This is a genomic window from Parachlamydia sp. (assembly GCF_050255895.1).
Classification (GTDB): domain Bacteria; phylum Chlamydiota; class Chlamydiia; order Chlamydiales; family Parachlamydiaceae; genus Parachlamydia; species Parachlamydia acanthamoebae.
Window position 1 is genome coordinate 1 of sequence record NZ_JBFWIR010000071.1, and the last position, 16,383, is coordinate 16,383.

General features: G+C 38.0%; 16 protein-coding genes. 8 read left to right on the forward strand and 8 right to left on the reverse strand.

The annotated features are described in order from the left end of the window. Window positions 1–172: 172 nt before the first annotated feature. The 3 genes from AB7E63_RS11280 to upp all read left to right on the forward strand — a co-directional run bounded on the left by AB7E63_RS11280 (window position 173) and on the right by upp (window position 3,303). Window positions 173–1,732 carry a hypothetical protein gene (locus AB7E63_RS11280; RefSeq protein WP_284452894.1) on the forward strand — a complete coding sequence of 520 codons (1,560 nt, stop codon included), beginning with the start codon at window positions 173–175 and terminating at the stop codon, window positions 1,730–1,732. A gap of 138 nt (window positions 1,733–1,870) precedes the next feature. After that, a complete protein-coding gene (locus AB7E63_RS11285; protein ID WP_036746445.1) occupies window positions 1,871–2,173 on the forward strand; it encodes a hypothetical protein in 303 nt (100 codons plus the stop codon). Between the two features lie 527 nt (window positions 2,174–2,700). Beyond that, window positions 2,701–3,303: a uracil phosphoribosyltransferase gene (gene upp / locus AB7E63_RS11290; RefSeq protein WP_006342078.1), complete on the forward strand. Its 603-nt coding sequence runs from the start codon at window positions 2,701–2,703 to the stop codon at window positions 3,301–3,303. A 57-nt stretch (window positions 3,304–3,360) separates the two neighbouring features. Here upp and AB7E63_RS11295 read toward each other — a convergent pair whose 3' ends face one another. The 3 genes from AB7E63_RS11295 to AB7E63_RS11305 all read right to left on the reverse strand — a co-directional run bounded on the left by AB7E63_RS11295 (window position 3,361) and on the right by AB7E63_RS11305 (window position 7,853). Continuing rightward, window positions 3,361–4,581: a hypothetical protein gene (locus tag AB7E63_RS11295; protein WP_059358586.1), complete on the reverse strand. Its 1,221-nt coding sequence runs from the start codon at window positions 4,579–4,581 to the stop codon at window positions 3,361–3,363. A 136-nt stretch (window positions 4,582–4,717) separates the two neighbouring features. Then, window positions 4,718–5,899, reverse strand: a complete 1,182-nt coding sequence (locus AB7E63_RS11300; protein ID WP_332370247.1) for a formylglycine-generating enzyme family protein — start codon at window positions 5,897–5,899, stop codon at window positions 4,718–4,720. Window positions 5,900–6,161: 262 nt separating this feature from the next. Continuing rightward, window positions 6,162–7,853, reverse strand: coding sequence for an arylsulfatase (locus tag AB7E63_RS11305; protein WP_036746447.1), 1,692 nt, complete (start codon window positions 7,851–7,853; stop codon window positions 6,162–6,164). Window positions 7,854–8,327: 474 nt separating this feature from the next. Here AB7E63_RS11305 and AB7E63_RS11310 point away from each other — a divergent pair, with 474 nt between their 5' ends. The 4 genes from AB7E63_RS11310 to AB7E63_RS11325 all read left to right on the forward strand — a co-directional run bounded on the left by AB7E63_RS11310 (window position 8,328) and on the right by AB7E63_RS11325 (window position 10,814). Then, window positions 8,328–8,795: a redoxin domain-containing protein gene (locus AB7E63_RS11310; protein WP_006342082.1), complete on the forward strand. Its 468-nt coding sequence runs from the start codon at window positions 8,328–8,330 to the stop codon at window positions 8,793–8,795. 6 nt (window positions 8,796–8,801) lie between these two features. Further along, a complete protein-coding gene (locus AB7E63_RS11315) occupies window positions 8,802–9,323 on the forward strand; it encodes a DsbA family protein (protein ID WP_041534473.1) in 522 nt (173 codons plus the stop codon). A 32-nt stretch (window positions 9,324–9,355) separates the two neighbouring features. After that, a complete protein-coding gene (locus AB7E63_RS11320) occupies window positions 9,356–10,189 on the forward strand; it encodes an aldo/keto reductase (RefSeq protein ID WP_428419534.1) in 834 nt (277 codons plus the stop codon). A gap of 205 nt (window positions 10,190–10,394) precedes the next feature. Beyond that, the gene (locus AB7E63_RS11325) at window positions 10,395–10,814 is read left to right on the forward strand and encodes a YidH family protein (RefSeq protein ID WP_013925390.1); all 420 of its coding nucleotides are present in this window, start codon (window positions 10,395–10,397) and stop codon (window positions 10,812–10,814) included. Window positions 10,815–10,935: 121 nt separating this feature from the next. On the opposite strand, the gene AB7E63_RS11330 is transcribed toward AB7E63_RS11325, so the two are convergent. After that, on the reverse strand, window positions 10,936–11,925 hold the full coding sequence (locus AB7E63_RS11330; protein WP_006342086.1) for a CapA family protein: 990 nt from the start codon (window positions 11,923–11,925) through the stop codon (window positions 10,936–10,938). Continuing rightward, on the reverse strand, window positions 11,925–12,572 hold the full coding sequence (locus AB7E63_RS11335) for a dienelactone hydrolase family protein (protein WP_428419537.1): 648 nt from the start codon (window positions 12,570–12,572) through the stop codon (window positions 11,925–11,927). Before AB7E63_RS11335 ends, AB7E63_RS11330 begins: the two co-directional genes overlap by 1 nt. Window positions 12,573–13,172: 600 nt before the next feature. On the opposite strand from AB7E63_RS11335, the gene AB7E63_RS11340 reads away from it, so the two are divergent. After that, the gene (locus tag AB7E63_RS11340) at window positions 13,173–13,766 is read left to right on the forward strand and encodes a hypothetical protein (protein WP_006342088.1); all 594 of its coding nucleotides are present in this window, start codon (window positions 13,173–13,175) and stop codon (window positions 13,764–13,766) included. A 5-nt stretch (window positions 13,767–13,771) separates the two neighbouring features. On the opposite strand, the gene AB7E63_RS11345 is transcribed toward AB7E63_RS11340, so the two are convergent. The 3 genes from AB7E63_RS11345 to AB7E63_RS11355 form a co-directional block, all read right to left on the reverse strand. Then, window positions 13,772–13,957 (reverse strand): CapA family protein, encoded by a 186-nt coding sequence (locus AB7E63_RS11345; protein WP_039377592.1) that lies wholly within the window; start codon window positions 13,955–13,957, stop codon window positions 13,772–13,774. A 195-nt stretch (window positions 13,958–14,152) separates the two neighbouring features. Next, a complete protein-coding gene (locus AB7E63_RS11350) occupies window positions 14,153–16,051 on the reverse strand; it encodes a hypothetical protein (RefSeq protein WP_006342089.1) in 1,899 nt (632 codons plus the stop codon). Between the two features lie 106 nt (window positions 16,052–16,157). Then, window positions 16,158–16,383 (reverse strand): hypothetical protein (locus tag AB7E63_RS11355; RefSeq protein WP_428419540.1); only part of this gene is annotated, 226 nt, incomplete at its 5' end.

Below are 16,383 nucleotides of genomic sequence, written 5' to 3' on the forward strand. Positions count from 1 at the left end.
AGTATCGGTTCGATTTGAGCCCATTCTTTATTGGTTAGGTCGCTCGGATAAGATTTGCGGTTCATAATAGACTCCTTGTGGAGTCATAAACTATACTAAACTTTTAAATTCAGAGAAAGTCTCTAAGGTTCATCACAGCCTCGCTGATTTTATTATTTCGACAGGAATAGGCATGGGAGCCGTAAGCTTACGTAGAGAAATGCAGAATATTTTAGATCAGCATAAAAATGTCCATTACGCAGTAAATCCTAAGAATGCCTCTCCATCGGTACGCTTTTATCCCAAAATTAAAACTTTTACTGAAGCTGCATTTTATCAAAGATTTTCAGCTCTTTTTGGCTCCTCTCCCCCTGCTCAAGAGCCACAAATGGGGATTTCTATCGAGAATTTCAACCTACGAAAAGATGAAATAGCTTTTCAACCTCACAAGTTCATCATGGGTAAAGCAACGATGGATTTGCTCACAGGTTTATTTAATCAGATAGAAGATGCCCAATGGGAAGAATTACATAATAACCCTGTTTACAGTCAAATCATCCAGGCTTCTTTATTTAAGATTCGAGAATCCTTAGCAACTGCTGAACTTCATCTAGATAACTTTAACGAATTTGCCCAGCAAATAGAACTAATTCACGCTGAACTAGCCACGCTTCTCGAAATTTTCCGTCCCTATCAAACCGATGCCTTCAGTGAAATCTTTAAAGAAGCCCTCCGTCCAACTATTCCTGAAAATCTCCATCAATATGTGAATGCAGGGCTTGGAAAAACTTCCGTAAATATATGTGCGGGGATTAATGAAGCCATTCGACGCATTAACCCTAAACCCCATTGTACATATAGTAAAGGGTTTTACTTTGAACAAGCAGCATTTGTTGGATATGAAAATCAATTCGAAAAAGTCTTGGAGGATGATTCTTGCCCTCCTGTAGACTTATATTTTGGGCAATTTAATCCCAATATTGAAATAGCCTCAGATTTTGTCGCTTATGAACGTCGAGATATTGCTAAGGATATACATGCACTCATTGATAATGGGAAAGCAGCTTCTCAGCTAACCGTCGCTATTGATTGTACGATCGATAAATATGATTCTGAGAATGTTCATGGGATCTTGCAAGAATTTGAAAAAGAAATTGAGAATGGTCGATTAAATTTTGTTTTTTTCAGGAGCGGCCAAAAATTTGACATGCTTGGCATGGACGGCTATTTCGGTGCTCCTTTTTATACAGTTAATGATGGTTCAGAAAAATGGGAATCTTTTAATTCACTTTCCACACAAAAAGTCCATCAAACAGATATTTTAAGCCATCAATGGTTTTGTTTAGCAAATCAATACGCAACGACATCTCTTGCGCAATATCGAGAACTTATTTTTAAAAACACTCGAGAAATATTGGATCATGTACCAGAAAAATTCAGACCGAGTAATCCGATTAATCCTAAACAGCGCATTAGAATTAATACCGCGACACATAACATGGATGCCTGTTTCATCGATGTCAAAGTCTCGGGCTTAAATCATAAAACCCGTAGTATAAAAGTACTCGGCAGGTTCTACAAAAAAATGATCTCGAAGGGAATCAAATTACAAACACGTGCGACTTTTGGCTTATACCATCCAAATGCTTTAATTATTTCAGTCAATGAGGTTGAAGACTCAACTACAATCCGTCTCCACCCAGGCATTAATCCCGAAGAAAATGCAGCTTTTATAGAATATTTCCGAAGCTAAATCCAATTAAATAGAAGAAAGTCAAAAGTTTTCCTCTAAAATTATTATTAATTCTTGTCGCACGCAATAAAGAAAATGAAATTGTCGAAATTTTATGGGTTTTTTAGCTGAATATGAAGGCCTGCAACTGATTCATTTTTGGGAACTTTCAAGAAAAGCTTCCATGCCTCACATGAGGATAGCGCACAGCTCATTCATGCTGCTAAAAAGCAGATGGAATTATATCCCAACCTAAAATTTGCCACACTGAATGTCGATGCACATAATTCGCATGCAAAAGGAATTTACGACGGTGAGAATTTTACTGCTTCTGATCAAAAAAAAGCGGATGAAAAAATTTTCATGAAAAATAAATTAACTTCAGATTCAAAAGTCGATTTAAAGCCTGAGGCGTCGAAGATTATTGTCAAAAAATTTGTCTTAAAAAGCATTCCTCTGTGAATTAATATGGAAAGCTTTCCGATATAGATAGCCGTTTTGCATTAGTTAGGTTCTTTACTATAAAAAGAATCAGAAGCAATATTAATGCATTTTGTTTTGTATTGGTTCTTTGTTGAAGAAAGCAAATTTCTCGCTTACTGATGGGATATTCTACATCGTAGAATCAACCCAGCACACTTTATTTTTTCTCCGGTTAGACTTTTAAATCTCTTTTTTTTCTAAGAATAAAAATCGTTTTATTGATCGATGGATAATTGCGACTCTCCCTGTAAGAAAAGACTTGGAACAGATTTGTTTGATTGTCTCTCTCATTATTGATCCGTATCTTTTGTTATTTTATTGTGAATGACGGGCTATAGTTTGGAAAAGAAAAAATGGAACAAAAAGTAGTTCTCGCCCTCTTCGGTAATCAGTTCTACCTCAAAATCACTACAAAAAATCTGAGAAAATTTTTGAAATCATGCTCAGCAAAAAATAGGTAGAATAGATATAGTTGAGAATAGGTGCATAAAAATAACGAGATAGACATGAAAAAAACGCTCATTACCATATTGCGTAATCGCAATACTTCTATCGAACAATATCGGCAGGCAACAGACCAGCTTGGCATCGTCCTAGCAGTCGAAAGTGATGCTTTGTTTCCAAAAGCTCCAATGTTTGTTGATACACCATTAGCTCGCACCTACGGCGTGCATTTTAAGCATGAGATGGTTTTAGTTCCTATTTTACGTTCTGGCTTAGCGCTTTTATCCCCATTTATGCGCTTCTATTCGAAAGCAAGCATTGGTTTTATTGGTATTCGTCGAGATGAGAAAACAGCCATACCAGAACTTTATTACAACAAATTGCCCACATTTACTCAAAATAATCCCATCTTGTTATTGGATCCAATGATTGCGACAGGAGGAAGTGCCTCACTGGCGGTGAAAGTGTTAAAAGAAGCTGGTGCTTTAGAGAAACAAATCACTTTAATTTCTTTTATAGCCTCACCAGAGGGCATTACACATTTCCAAAAGGAATGCTCCGAAGTCAATTTAATTGTCGCACAAGTCGATGAAGGTCTTGATGAACAAAAACGTATCATTCCTGGTTTAGGAGATTTTGGCGACCGTTATTTCGGAACGATTTAATCGACATCTAAAATTTCTTTATCTTGAGTATTTCGACAGGAACAATTCAGGTCGCTTCTAAAATTGATAAGCAAAATTTAAAGCATAGCTTTTATAGCTTTCTTGACCAAACTGATAGGCAATTCCAATAGATAAGCAATCATAATCGATATAAGGATTCACGCAATGGGTGATCAACGCAATTGATACTTCGTCGTAATGTCGAATAAAAAGACGATCGCCAGCAAAGTAAGTATCTTCCACAGAGACTTTGAAATTAATTGGCCTGTTACAAATTGTAAATCCCTTACATGAAGTACATGACAACCCATTCTTAAAGATAGTATTGTGTAAATGATAATTAAAATTCACACCCGTCAACCAGAGATTGGTAGAAGCAAAATAGCCCACATAATTTGTTAAAGACAGAACGTGCTTAAATAATTTGCAATTATAAACACTCACAAGCCCAGTCGAAACAAAACTTCCTGAAGTGCACAAATCCAGAGATCCACCTGCACCTCCCCTAATCGTTGGGGTTATCGACCAGTTACTGAATATCGGGACTCTTATTCCTATACCTAACGAGCCAAATACGGAAGATGCGCCCCCATTTCGATTATATGTAAATGGGACATCAACAATTAAGGCCCAGTGATGATCCTTCGAGTATGAATACCGCAAGGGAAGAGTGACTGTTGTTGTGTCAAATCCCTTAGAAAAAGCACGACTAGCAAATGTGCCTGTTTGGAATTGATGAACAATGGGCTGAGCGCTCCAGCAACAGTCACAGCCACTCAAAGGTGACAAATGACCAACAAGATAATCGGATTGCGCCATCTGTGCCATAAGACTATTTGGATTACCAGCAATCGGATCTATCGGAGAATATCTCGCATAAGCTCTTAATAATCTCGGAACTGCGCTACCTTCCTTAATAAATTCTTTAAATAGAGTTAAGCTTTGATCCCTTGTCCCTCCATCAAAAGTTGTTGTAATACCTGCATTAGGAATATTTACGACAAGGGTTGTCGAATTTGCAGCAAATGATGTAAAGGCAATTAGACCGCGCAAATTAATGTCTAAAGACACAGGTGAGGTAGGCGTATAAATGGGGAGAAGAGATTCGAGGCTCGTCGTTTTTAATTCTCTTTTCAAATCGACCAAATTGGGGGCACTAACCGAAGCATTTACATTGTTAACCGTAATTGTCGCATGGTAAGGTTCTCGTCCATATATAGCAGTTGAATGACTAAGTAGCAAAAATGTGCTGTATAAAATTGCTATAATTTTCTTCATTAGATTTTCCCCAGGATATGATTCTCAGCAATTTGACGTTAACGATATATTTAGGAACGCTCTCATTTAAGTATATGCTTTCGCAAGACGAATGCGAGTATCACAATGTTTTCCTTCCAGAATTTTTTCTTATGCCTCAAATTTTGGGCTTCGCATCAGTTGCCTCAATGACATCATCATGAGATGTAACCTCTGAGAGTTGCTGTACATGTGACAAATCTTTTTTATTTTTGTTAAGGTTACCATTGTTTTCCTTCCACATATCATTAGTCATCACACAACGGAACCCTAAATGATTCAAGCTAGTATCTGGACTTGTTTTCATCCGGGCCGTTATCCGATATCCTTTACAATAAGAGTCGTGGCATAAGAAAGATCCCCCTCTATGCACATGTTTTGTAGCATAAGGCTCTCGAGGGTCAAAAGATGTTTTTGGTCCTGCAGGATTTATGGAAAGCTCTTTTTTAGCTTCTTCCTGATAATAAGTCATATGATATAAATCTGAGCACCATTGCCACACATTCCCTGACATATCATATAAACCATAGGGATTAGGTTTAAATGTTGTTACAGGAGTAGTACCGTTATATCCTTTAGATTTGGTACTTTTATAAGGGAAAATACCTTGCCAAATATTAGCTTGAGGCACTTCTTCTGAAAATTCATCGTTTCCCCATACATACATAATATCTTTTCTTCCCCCATAAGCTGCAAATTCCCATTCAGCCTCTGTTGGAAGCCTCTTTCCAGCCCATTTGGCATAAGCTTGAGCATCATCCCAGCTTACTTGCACGACTGGATGATCTTTTTTCTCTTCTATTGTACTTTCAGGGCCTAGCGGGTGCTTCCAATTGGCTCCAGGCTTCCATTCCCACCACGCATGGCTGTTATTTAAAGGGATAGGGACATCAGAAGGTTTAAAGACAAGTGAGGCTGCCACAAGTAATTCTGGGGATGGTGGAGGAGTACCAGGAGGAACTTGGTTCATAATCTCATTAAGAGTTGGGGCTCGTTCCGCTGTTGTGACATATCCTGTCGCATCGATAAATTCTTTGAATTGCTTATTCGTTACCGGAGTGGCATCCATCCAAAAACCATCAACTTTAACACGATGCTGCGGTTTTTCATCTGGCTTAGAATCTTCATAGTCTGAGCCCATCATAAATTCTCCTCCGGGAATCCAAACCATACCTGCCGGAGATGAGATTTTTGTTTCTGCACCAAAGCGATTTATCGAATCAGGACAGCAACAAGAGCCATAGCTTTGATCAGTAATGATGAAAAGAAAAATTAGCAGATATTTTATCATAAGTCCCATGAAATTCAGAGTATATAGAGAAGATGTATAGCATAAGAAAGCACAGTCAACAAATAAATTATTGAATTAATTTTCCAATAAATGATTTTTGAGTAACAAAGATAGCTCCAAATTTGCATTTTGAAGCGAGTCTGGCAATCGTTTGCATAAAATGGTAGAAACACTAGGTATAACTTTCAGTCTATGCAAAAGAACTTATATCGCGCATGTAATAACTGCAAAAAAGGACCAACCAGTATTACTTGGATGATCCTTTTTGTTTTTATTGTCCTTCATGTTGCTTCATCATTTCGTCAATCTTAGTTTTTATTGCTGATAAGTTAAATGAAGCTGGTGATTGCATTGGAGGGTAATCAATGGCCGTCAACGCAAGCTTTTCGACCTCCTTTTGAACCGACACAAAACGCCAAAACTCGCGTGCATAGAAGTCGTTTAAATATCCTCCTCCCATGTTATTCGTGCTTTCGCCACGAGTAGCAGGCGTTCGTTCGAACGGATCTTGACGTAGATTTACAATCGTAGGCATATCTGTTGTGACCTTTTCTCCAGGCCACCCCCAAGGCTGTTGAAAGAACTGGTACTTGAAGTTATCTATACGAATAGCTCCAAGATGAGGTCCACCAAAGTAGAAGATTTCATGACGTGCGGAGGGTGTTTTACCTAACAGCAGGCTCAATTGATTGTATCCATCTAGGTGATTTTTATAGGTTCGTTCACCGATAGCCGCACCTTTCAGTAACTGATCTGTAATATCAGGATTTCCGGCAGCTGCAACGAGTGTTGGGAACCAATCGAGACCAGAAAAAATTCCATTTTCAATCATGCCTGGCTTGATATAGCCTGGCCAACGGACGATGCATGGGACTCGAAAACCGCCTTCAAAAACTGTACCTTTTGTAGCTCGAAAAGGCGTCATTCCTCCGTCTGGCCATGTAAAAACTTCTGCCCCATTGTCCGTCGTGAAGATCACAATGGTATTGTTCGCCTCACCAATCTCTTCCAGGTGCTTCAGTAATTGTCCGACACTATCATCCAATTGAGCCATACCGGCTTCTTCCACATTGTAATTGCTCGTAGCATTCATCAGTGCTTGATATTTAGGTGGAAGATAGGTAAAAACATGCATACGCGTAGTGTTATGCCAAATGAAGAAAGGTTTGCCATCTGCTTTGGCCTTGTCCATGAATGCGTTGGAACTTTTAACAAGCACATCATCAAAAGTTTCCATGTCGTATTTAGCCTTGCGGCCTACCTGCCAATTTTGCATATTCTTCATATCGGGAAACGGTGCTAATGGCCCCTCGTCTACGATTTTCTGTTTACCAATTCTGCCCCAGCGAGGTTGCTCAGTCGGATCATCAACATCTGTTGCCCAACTATGCACCAAATTGCGTGGACCAGTTTTGTCTATCCAATCCTGAGGATAATCAAACCAATAGGGATCCGACATTGCATCAAGGTGATATAGATAACCAAAGTATTCATCAAAACCATGAACCGTCGGCAGAAACTTATTCAAGTCGCCGAGGTGATTCTTCCCGAATTGACCAGTGGCATAACCCAACGCTTTGAGTGCGGTGGCGATTGTACATGCCTGAGCCGGCATACCAACGTCTGCTCCAGCCTGGCCCACTGTAGTCAAACCTGTACGTATTGGGAGCTGTCCTGTGATAAAATTCGCGCGACCTGCTGTACAGCTAGCCTCAGCATAATAGTCAGTGAATAGCATACCCTCGCTGGCAAGCTTATCGAGATTCGGGGTCTTGCCTGACATGATGCCCCGATGGTAAGCACCAATGTTAAACCAACCTACATCATCGCCCATTATCACTAGGATATTAGGTTTTTTGTTTTCAGTTTGTTTATCCGCTGCCAAGCCAGAAGTATAAATAAGTGATAAAATACCTATAGCTAATGTAAATGCTAATCTGTGGATACCTATTTCTTTTTTCATTCTTCCTCCATATTTAAATCGCATCGGATGTTGTAGCGCTTTGTCATTTCGGAAGAAAGTTCATTATTTCAGAGAGAAACTGGTGTTAGTGGACTACACATCTTTTTTTGATTCATATCGATTGTGTTCACACCCGTCAATAATTTTTCCTCTCAAAGATGACATTTCGTTTAAAACGGAATCAGATTTTATTATCTTAGCTGATACACGCCTCAATAAAGCGATTGCACTCCTTTACCCATGTCAAAATTGGGAAATAATGGCTCCCTTTGAGTTAAATCCTCACATGCCAGAAAAAGGAGTGAATAGGAAGAATATCTCTCTCTAGAATTAGGCAGCTGTAATCGATCGTTATTTACTCATCTTTGAGCAAGAGTCACCCTTCTAAAACAGCAAAAAAATTTGATTAAAATATTTTTTAATGCTACTTCTGGATGAAACCTTGATCCACAATTTTGACATAGGAGATAAATTATGGGTAAGATTCTTGCCTCTGGAACTGTAGCTCCGGATTTTACTCTCTATGTTACTCCAGACCAAAAGCTTACTTTGAGCGAACTCAGGGGAAAGCCAGTGATTATCGCCTTCTATCCAGCCGATTGGAGCCCTGTTTGTGGAGATGAGCTAGCCATATTTAATCAAATTCTGCCTGAGTTTAAGAAATTTGATGCCGAACTTTTAGGTATTTCTGTTGATGGATTATGGTGCCACATAGCTTTTGCACAGTCGCGAAATTTACACTTCTCTTTACTTTCCGATTTTAATCCAAGAGGAGAAGTCTCGAAAAAATATGGAGTATATCGCGATAAAGAAGGAATTTGTGAACGTGCATTATTTGTGATAGATAAAAATGGAGTTATCGCTTGGAGCTATCTTTCACAAATAGCAGAAAATCCTGGCGCAGATGGAATCCTAGAAGCTCTTGAAAAACTCCCCAAATAAAATGGTATGTCGATGCTAAAAGACCCAGTTTCCAACGATGATCATGTGCAGGGCCAACAAAATGCCGAGATTACCTTGGTAGAATACGGCGACTATCAATGTCCATTCTGCGGGCATGCATACCTGATTATCAAACAAATCCAAGAACACTTCGGACTTAAACTTAGATTTGTTTTTCGAAACTTTCCTTTAACAGAAATCCACCCATTAGCTAAGCCTGCAGCAGAATTGACTGAGTATGCAGGATCGGAAGGAAAGTTCTGGAAAATGCATGATCTTATTTATGAGAATCAAGCTAACTTAAGTCTAGAACGATTAGTCGAATTAGCGGATTCTTTAGATTTATCCTCTACAAAACTAAAAGACGGGCCAAACACTTTTGACCAGAAAATTCAAAAAGATTTTATTGGCGGTGTTAAAAGTGGAGTCAATGGCACCCCAACCCTCTTCATCAATGATGATCGTTACGCAGGCCCTGTTGAGTTTAGATATCTCATTTTAGCGATAAATAAAACTATCACGTCTTAACACATCATTTTGGCAGCCAAAGGATATTAGATATGAAAAAGACATTTAAGCTCGCGGATCAGACAGCGATCAATCGCCTAGGATATGGAGCAATGCAGCTCACGGGGCCAGGCGTTTTCGGCGAAGCCATCGATCGAGCTGGTGCTATTGAACTTTTGAAGACAGTAGTTGCTCAGGGCATCAATTTCATCGATACTGCTGACTCTTACGGCCCTCACACAAATGAAACGCTGATAGCAGACGCACTTTTTCCTTATCGAGAGAAAAAACTTGTGATCGCGACCAAAGGTGGTTTTGAAAGGCCAGGTCCAGACCAATGGAAGGTCAATGGGCACCCTGACTACATTCGCAAGGCGATTGAAGGAAGTCTAAAAAGACTTCGTGTCGACTCAATTGATCTTTGGCAACTGCATCGAGTTGATACCACAATCCCCCTAGAGGAAACCTTAAGCCCAGTCTTAGATGCCGTGAAGGCTGGAAAGATCAAACATGTTGGACTATCTGAAGTATCTATAGAACAGATCGAAAGAGCACAAAAGATAGTCCCTATCGTTTCGGTTCAGAATCTTTACAACTTAGAAGATCTGCAGTGGGACGCCGTCGTCGACTATACGCACAAACATCGCATAGCTTTTATTCCTTGGTTTCCATTGGGATCCGGCCCTAGCAAATTTTCTGGTGCCATCCATCAAGTTGCAAAGGCTCATCAGGCAAGCACAGCCCAAATAGCCTTAACGTGGCTATTAAAACGATCCGATAATATTTTACTTATCCCTGGGACAAAATCGATTCCACACCTTCTCGAAAACCTTGAAGCCTTCAAAATTGAGCTTTCGGAAGAAGAATTTCAACAACTTTACAAATGAACTTAATAGCGAAGGTAACTCAATGAGCAAACAGAATCAAGCTGCTGTAATGACTGGTGCGCTTGTGGGAATTGATCGTATTACAACGCTAGTCTTTGCTCAGAACACCACTAAGATCGTATCTCCAGAATAAATCTCAAAATCGATGATGGAAAGATAGCGTAAGCCTAGATATAAATTTTCAATGAAGTCGGAGTAATCGCAAATGAGTCATATAAATGAAGATCAAAAATCGAGCAGGAATTCCTATGCCAAAGATCATATGGCGAATGAGAGAACATTTCTAGCATGGATAAGGACAAGTATCGGTATCATGGCATTTGGTTTTGTTGTTGAAAAATTTGCTCTATTTATAAAGCAAATTGCCCTTTTGCTAGGAACTTCGCATTCCTCAACAATCCCAAATGCATCTCCTTCCCTTCAAGGATACTCTTCCATTTTTGGAGTTTTTCTCGTAGCTCTTGGTGTGCTGATATGCCTACTTGCATTTATCAAATATAAAAAGGTAGAGAAACAAATAGAGGATGAGGCATACAGGCCATCCATGTTGCTTGATATCATGCTTACATTATCTGTTTTGTTAATTGGAATTTTTCTCGTAATTTATTTGAATAATAGTATTTGATATTTCACGTGCTCTTTATCAAGGCACCTTATTTAAATTTCGATCCGATCTTTAGGACATCTCTCGTTGAATAAATAAAGACGGAGAATCACAGTTGTCACCAATACAGAACGAATGACTATTATTTCTTCTGCTTATTATATATTTCTATAAAACCATAATTAGAAAAACATTTGAAGTCCGACCCTAAATCTTTGCATAAATTTTTCATCTGTGACAAAATAGCTTCTTGTCGGTTAAGAGAAGCTAAATTGGCTTGGAATTGATCAATACAAATCGGATAAAGATAAAGCCTTAAGCTGGAATCTCGCTCTTTTTCTAGGACAAAAATAAAAGACTCGTCATTCTTTTCTATTTCATCTACAGCATAATCATCGATAAAATCCCCCGCAGAATAAATGATGGGCCTGTTTTTATAAATTTCAATCCCTCTAAAAACATGACCGGAGTGACCAAAAATAAGATCGGCGCCAACGTCTATCATTGCATGTCCAATTAATGCATGCTCTCGAGGTGGATAATATCCCCAATTAGAACCCCAATGTGCTGAAATAATTAAAAAATCCGCTTCTTTCCGCACATCTTCAATATACCTCAAAAGATTTTGCATTCTTCTATCATGTATGTCTGTTGGCACATAAAAGATGCCTGGTTTATTTTCCTGTGCAGCCCAGTCAGGCTCATTATCAGTAAATGCAATTAAAGCAATTTTTTGACCCTTTATTTGACAAAATATCGCTTTTGCTGCTTCTGATAAGTTTTTCCCTGACCCGGTATGGAGAATTCCTTGTTCATCTAGAATATTTAGCATGCGCTGCAAAGCTTCATATTCATAGTCGAGGACATGGTTATTAGCGATAGAGGCAATATTGATGTTAGCAACTTGAAGCGTTTTGATGTTTTTTTCATCTGAGCGAAAATGAAACACTTTGGGGGTAGTAGACCAAGGATTGCCAATATCAGAAAGAACGCATTCCAAATTACAAATGCGTAAGTCTGCATTTTGTAAAATAGATAGAGTATTTCCCCACGGATAAGCTGGATCGCGATGCTTCAGCACCCTATTGACCAAGCGGCCTAGCATTACATCCCCCATTAATGCAATTCTCATTAGCCTACACGCTTTTTCGATATTAGATGCTCATTAAACCATTCCTTAGCAAGTCTTGCAACCTCTTCTAGGCAACCAGGTTCTTCAAAAAGATGCGTTGCATGCGGGATGATTTCGAATTTTTTTAAGCAAATTAATCGTTCATAGGCTTTTTGATTTAATTCAATGACGCCATAATCACTTCCTCCTACGATAAATAGAGTCGGAGCAGTTACCTTGTCTAATATATCTATAGCTAAATCCGGACGTCCACCTCGCGAAACAACAGCCTTTATTTCCTTCCCCATTTCTGAAGCCAATCGCAGTGCAGCTGCAGCTCCCGTACTGGATCCAAAAATTCCTAAGCCAAGATTTTGTGTAGCGGATTGTTTTTTTAACCATTGAATCACAATATTTAATCGCTCAGTCAAAAGATCGATGTCAAATCTTGTTTGATAAATTTCGTCTTCTTGTTCTGAAAGTAGGTCAATGAGTAATGTGGCCAATCCCGCATCATTTAAAATATCGGCTACAAAATTATTCCGTGGCGATAATCGGCTACTACCACTTCCATGAGCAAAGAGCACAATTCCTTGAGCAGATTGTGGAATTTTAAGCATTCCTTCTAAAACCACATGTAAATGTTTTATCTGAACCAATTTTTCCATCCTTATCCCTCCCTTTTTAAATTTTAATCACTCTCATATCTTCTACTTGCTTCAATTCGTCATAGACTCGAAGCTCAGACCCGCTCCCTCTGTCGTACTTCAATTGCTCTTGAATCGGAAGATACAAACATCCCATTATTCAAAATTTATTTACATAAAATTCTGTACATTCCTTGAGCTGGGATAAAGCATTTAAGAAAAAACTACTTGTTTTTAGTGGATTGTAACGATATGGTAGTATCTCGTTGTATCGTGAGTGCACCGCAAAAGAATGCGGAGCACTGATAAGTAAGCATAATATGCAAAGGTTTTTCTAATTCGTTCAAACTGTTAGTTGGATTTTCTTTTTGCTGTTACTTTGCAAAAGATATGGGCTGAATAGATTAACTATAAATATTAAAATTTAGGACGTGAAAATGTTGCCATTAGGCCATAAGCTTCAGAATCCTGAGGTTGCTCCAATTATTACAAGTTCAGCAACAGATTATCTCCGTGCTACTCAAATGTTTTCAGAAGCCATCGCCACCACCGATCAAGTACGTAAATTTTTTAATGACTTAGACCGAATTTTTTTTAGAAACCCTCCCTCGGAATATATCTGTGCAAAAAAGAGGGCAATCAGACGAAATTATTGCTAGTCTCGATATTGATTTTTTTGAAAATCGGCTTTGTACATATTTCCAAGGGGAAGAAAAATCAATTAAGTTATCTGTTGCGCTAGGCATTATTCAGGATCTCTCTGAAATTTTTGCTAAAATTCAATCCTCAACAACACACTCAGAAACTGAAAAGTTACCTCCTCTAAAAGATCAACCAACTAATGCCCTCGATGCTACATCGGATGCCAAATTAGATGGAAATGAAATGATAAAATTTTATTCGTTAACTGGAAGAGTCGTTCTATCAACAAGTCAAAGAGAGTCATCAACGCCCATTGAGCTGATCCAAAACTGTGCTCATCTATTTAATCAAGAATTTGCTAAAAACGTTTGTCCTTTACTTGGTCTTGATTTAAATTTGAATGACTTACTAAATGGGATTCGTAATCTATATCTAGGAAGATGCATTTTAGGGCTAGGAAAAAGCATTGCAATTCAAAGTCGTACTCAACTAGGACTCCAAAGAGACTTTGTCAGGATAGTTAATCTTATAAAAGTACCTGGCTCAGCGTCCTATTCGCGACCACTTCAATGAGAAGATCAGATTGGGGTAGTAGACCAAGGATTGCCAATATCAGAAAGGACACATTCCAAATTACAAATGCGTAAGTCAACATTTTGTAAAATAGATAGAGTATTTCTCCACGGATAAGCTGGATCGCTATGCTTCAGGACCCATTGATTAAGCGGCCAAGCATTACATCCCCCCATTAATGCAATTCTCATTAGCCGACCCGCCGATATAAGATGCTCATTAAACCATTCCTTAGCAAGTCTTGCAACCCCTTCTAGGCAACCAGATTCTTCAAAAAGATGCGTTGCATGCGGAATGATTTCGAATTTTTTAAAGCAAATTAATCGTTCATAGGCTTTTTGATTTAATTCAATGACGCCATAATCACTTTCTCCTACGAAGTTTCATTACGTCAATAATGAATTTAATTGAAAAGCAAACTCATGTCCCGAATTCGAATATCCTGTGGCTAACCTTTTATACGGGTTTTTAAAAGCCAAACGGTACTCCTTCAACTGAGCTCTACGTAATTCTTTTTCTTTATCATAAGCTTCTTTGCGTTTTTGATATTCAGCTAAGAATGTTTCAGCATCTTTAGGGTCCATTAAATTTGTATTTGTTATAGCTTTAATAAAGCTAAATTGAGGTTGCCTTGGAGAAAAGTCCTTATATTCAGTATCGATAAAGTAAATGCCATCTTCAGCCAAAAAGAAGTTCTCTCCATAAAAGTCCTTATAACCTGTTTTTTCCAGGATAATCATAAACTCAATTGCTTCTTCTAATGATATTTTTCGATCAACAGATTTGACACATTCAGCGTATATCGTTAACTGATCCCTTTTTGGTATAAGTTCTAAACTATTAACAATATGGAATGAAATATTTTGAAGACCTTCATTGACAACAACAATTTTTCTAGGAACTTTAATATGTTTTAATCCATTCTCTTTAATGAGTTTTTCTATGAAATTTTTTCCTTGAATGCGCCCAATTTGATCTATTTTGCTAATGTATTTGTTTTTATCTAATTTACTAAACTCCTCTGCTGTAAGTAGTAAGCCATCTTTTCTCAATCCTTTAAGAAAGCCATCTATTACATTCCTTGCCGTAATTATATCCATATTACGGGCAAGGATATGGGGACCAGGCCAAAACAGCGGTGCTTCACCCATTCCAAGAGGCTTTAGTTTTTTGACTATATCTTCGTTAGCAAACGCATTCGCCACGAAGAAAACTTTTATTTTTAATTCTTGATCCAGTTGAGTAAATGCTTCTTCAGAAAACTCGCAGTCATTTTTGAAAGCTCTTTTGATCCATTCTTCTTCGGGAGATAGGATAATATTTTTCTTATCCATCGCACTTATTAGAATATCAGCTTCTTCTTTAGACGCATTTAAAGCTGCTTCCACAAATGCCGACTTTATTTGTCCCCGGGTTTGTTCAATTACAGAAGAATCTAATTCAAGCATTAATTCTGTAATTTCTGGATCACCTTTTCCAGCCCATAAAGTAAATAAAGTCTCACCTTCTGAAGTCTTATCGTTTAAATTTATTGGGATGTTCTTTTCTTTAATGATATTTAGCACTTCTAAGGTGCTATCAGAATTTAAAGTACAAATTCTAGGGGTCCCTGTCTGATCTTTTTCTAAAATAAATTCTAAAAAATCCGCTTCATTGATAATTGAATTATTTGGATGTTTTAAGAAATAACCAATAGGTGATCCAAAGTGCCGATGCATGATGGGATTTTTATCTTGAGCTAACTTTAAAAGCGCTTCAAAAGCTGAGCCTTCGTATGTTCTGTATTCCTTACCATCACCTGTGACAGCAACCAATTCTTGTTTGCCACCCGTCTTAACAAGGGCAAAATTCAACTCCTGTTCTCCCGAAATTTTAGTTCCACCAAAAAGAAGCTCCGGCTTTATGTAAACAAGTTTACCCTGTGCAACTTTAAATTTAGTTTGCTTTTCTTCGACTTTAAATTTAGTTTGCTTTTCTTCGACTTTAAATTTAGCTTGCTCTTCAAGAATACCAAAGCGCACATTTGTTTTAGGCTTTGTGAATAGATTTCTCACAGACTTTGAGAATAGAGCTAGACATAAGGTGCAAACAACAGCTAAGGTCCCGAGGGAACCTCTTCCTATACGCTCTGGAGTTGAGAAAGTTCGTTCTCTTTTTTCAATGATCCGATATTGACGTCCCTTGTAGTCAACAAGCCTATCTTTGCTCTCAAATTTTGTGGAAACAATCCACTTATTATCAAGTGTAATTTCACTAGGATCCTTAATAATTTTAAAACAAGGCATTGTTTACGTCCTTTTAATATTAAAAAAGTTTAAAAAAGATTGTACCACGTATAAATATAACCATCAATAGTTGGTTAAACATTTATTTAAAGAGATTAAATCAACTTCAATATTTAAGCGGTTCATTTAAGGAAGTTGGGTCTTGCTCATAAAATAGAAGTTTTCTAAGCATATGGCGAGAAACATATCCATAAAAAAGCGAAATTTCGAGAGGATTATTTTGTTCATTTGTTGATGGCATTTTTTCTGAAGAAAAGCGAAAATCTTCCATGAGCGCACTCCCATTTAGTTTTTGTCGTAAAAAACATTTTAAGGATGCGCTCTCTTTTTTT

What these genes read in the sequence shown, in the direction of transcription:
- AB7E63_RS11335 (WP_428419537.1), bottom strand. Translation starts at nt 12,572, where the DNA reads ATGGAAAAATTGGTTCAGATAAAACATTTACATGTGGTTTTAGAAGGA.
- AB7E63_RS11345 (WP_039377592.1), bottom strand. Translation starts at nt 13,957, where the DNA reads ATGAGAATTGCATTAATGGGGGGATGTAATGCTTGGCCGCTTAATCAA.
- AB7E63_RS11315 (WP_041534473.1), top strand. Translation starts at nt 8,802, where the DNA reads ATGTCGATGCTAAAAGACCCAGTTTCCAACGATGATCATGTGCAGGGC.
- AB7E63_RS11295 (WP_059358586.1), bottom strand. Translation starts at nt 4,581, where the DNA reads ATGAAGAAAATTATAGCAATTTTATACAGCACATTTTTGCTACTTAGT.
- AB7E63_RS11320 (WP_428419534.1), top strand. Translation starts at nt 9,356, where the DNA reads ATGAAAAAGACATTTAAGCTCGCGGATCAGACAGCGATCAATCGCCTA.
- AB7E63_RS11330 (WP_006342086.1), bottom strand. Translation starts at nt 11,925, where the DNA reads ATGAGAATTGCATTAATGGGGGATGTAATGCTAGGCCGCTTGGTCAAT.
- AB7E63_RS11310 (WP_006342082.1), top strand. Translation starts at nt 8,328, where the DNA reads ATGGGTAAGATTCTTGCCTCTGGAACTGTAGCTCCGGATTTTACTCTC.
- AB7E63_RS11350 (WP_006342089.1), bottom strand. Translation starts at nt 16,051, where the DNA reads ATGCCTTGTTTTAAAATTATTAAGGATCCTAGTGAAATTACACTTGAT.
- AB7E63_RS11305 (WP_036746447.1), bottom strand. Translation starts at nt 7,853, where the DNA reads ATGAAAAAAGAAATAGGTATCCACAGATTAGCATTTACATTAGCTATA.
- AB7E63_RS11300 (WP_332370247.1), bottom strand. Translation starts at nt 5,899, where the DNA reads ATGGGACTTATGATAAAATATCTGCTAATTTTTCTTTTCATCATTACT.
- AB7E63_RS11325 (WP_013925390.1), top strand. Translation starts at nt 10,395, where the DNA reads ATGAGTCATATAAATGAAGATCAAAAATCGAGCAGGAATTCCTATGCC.
- upp (WP_006342078.1), top strand. Translation starts at nt 2,701, where the DNA reads ATGAAAAAAACGCTCATTACCATATTGCGTAATCGCAATACTTCTATC.
- AB7E63_RS11280 (WP_284452894.1), top strand. Translation starts at nt 173, where the DNA reads ATGGGAGCCGTAAGCTTACGTAGAGAAATGCAGAATATTTTAGATCAG.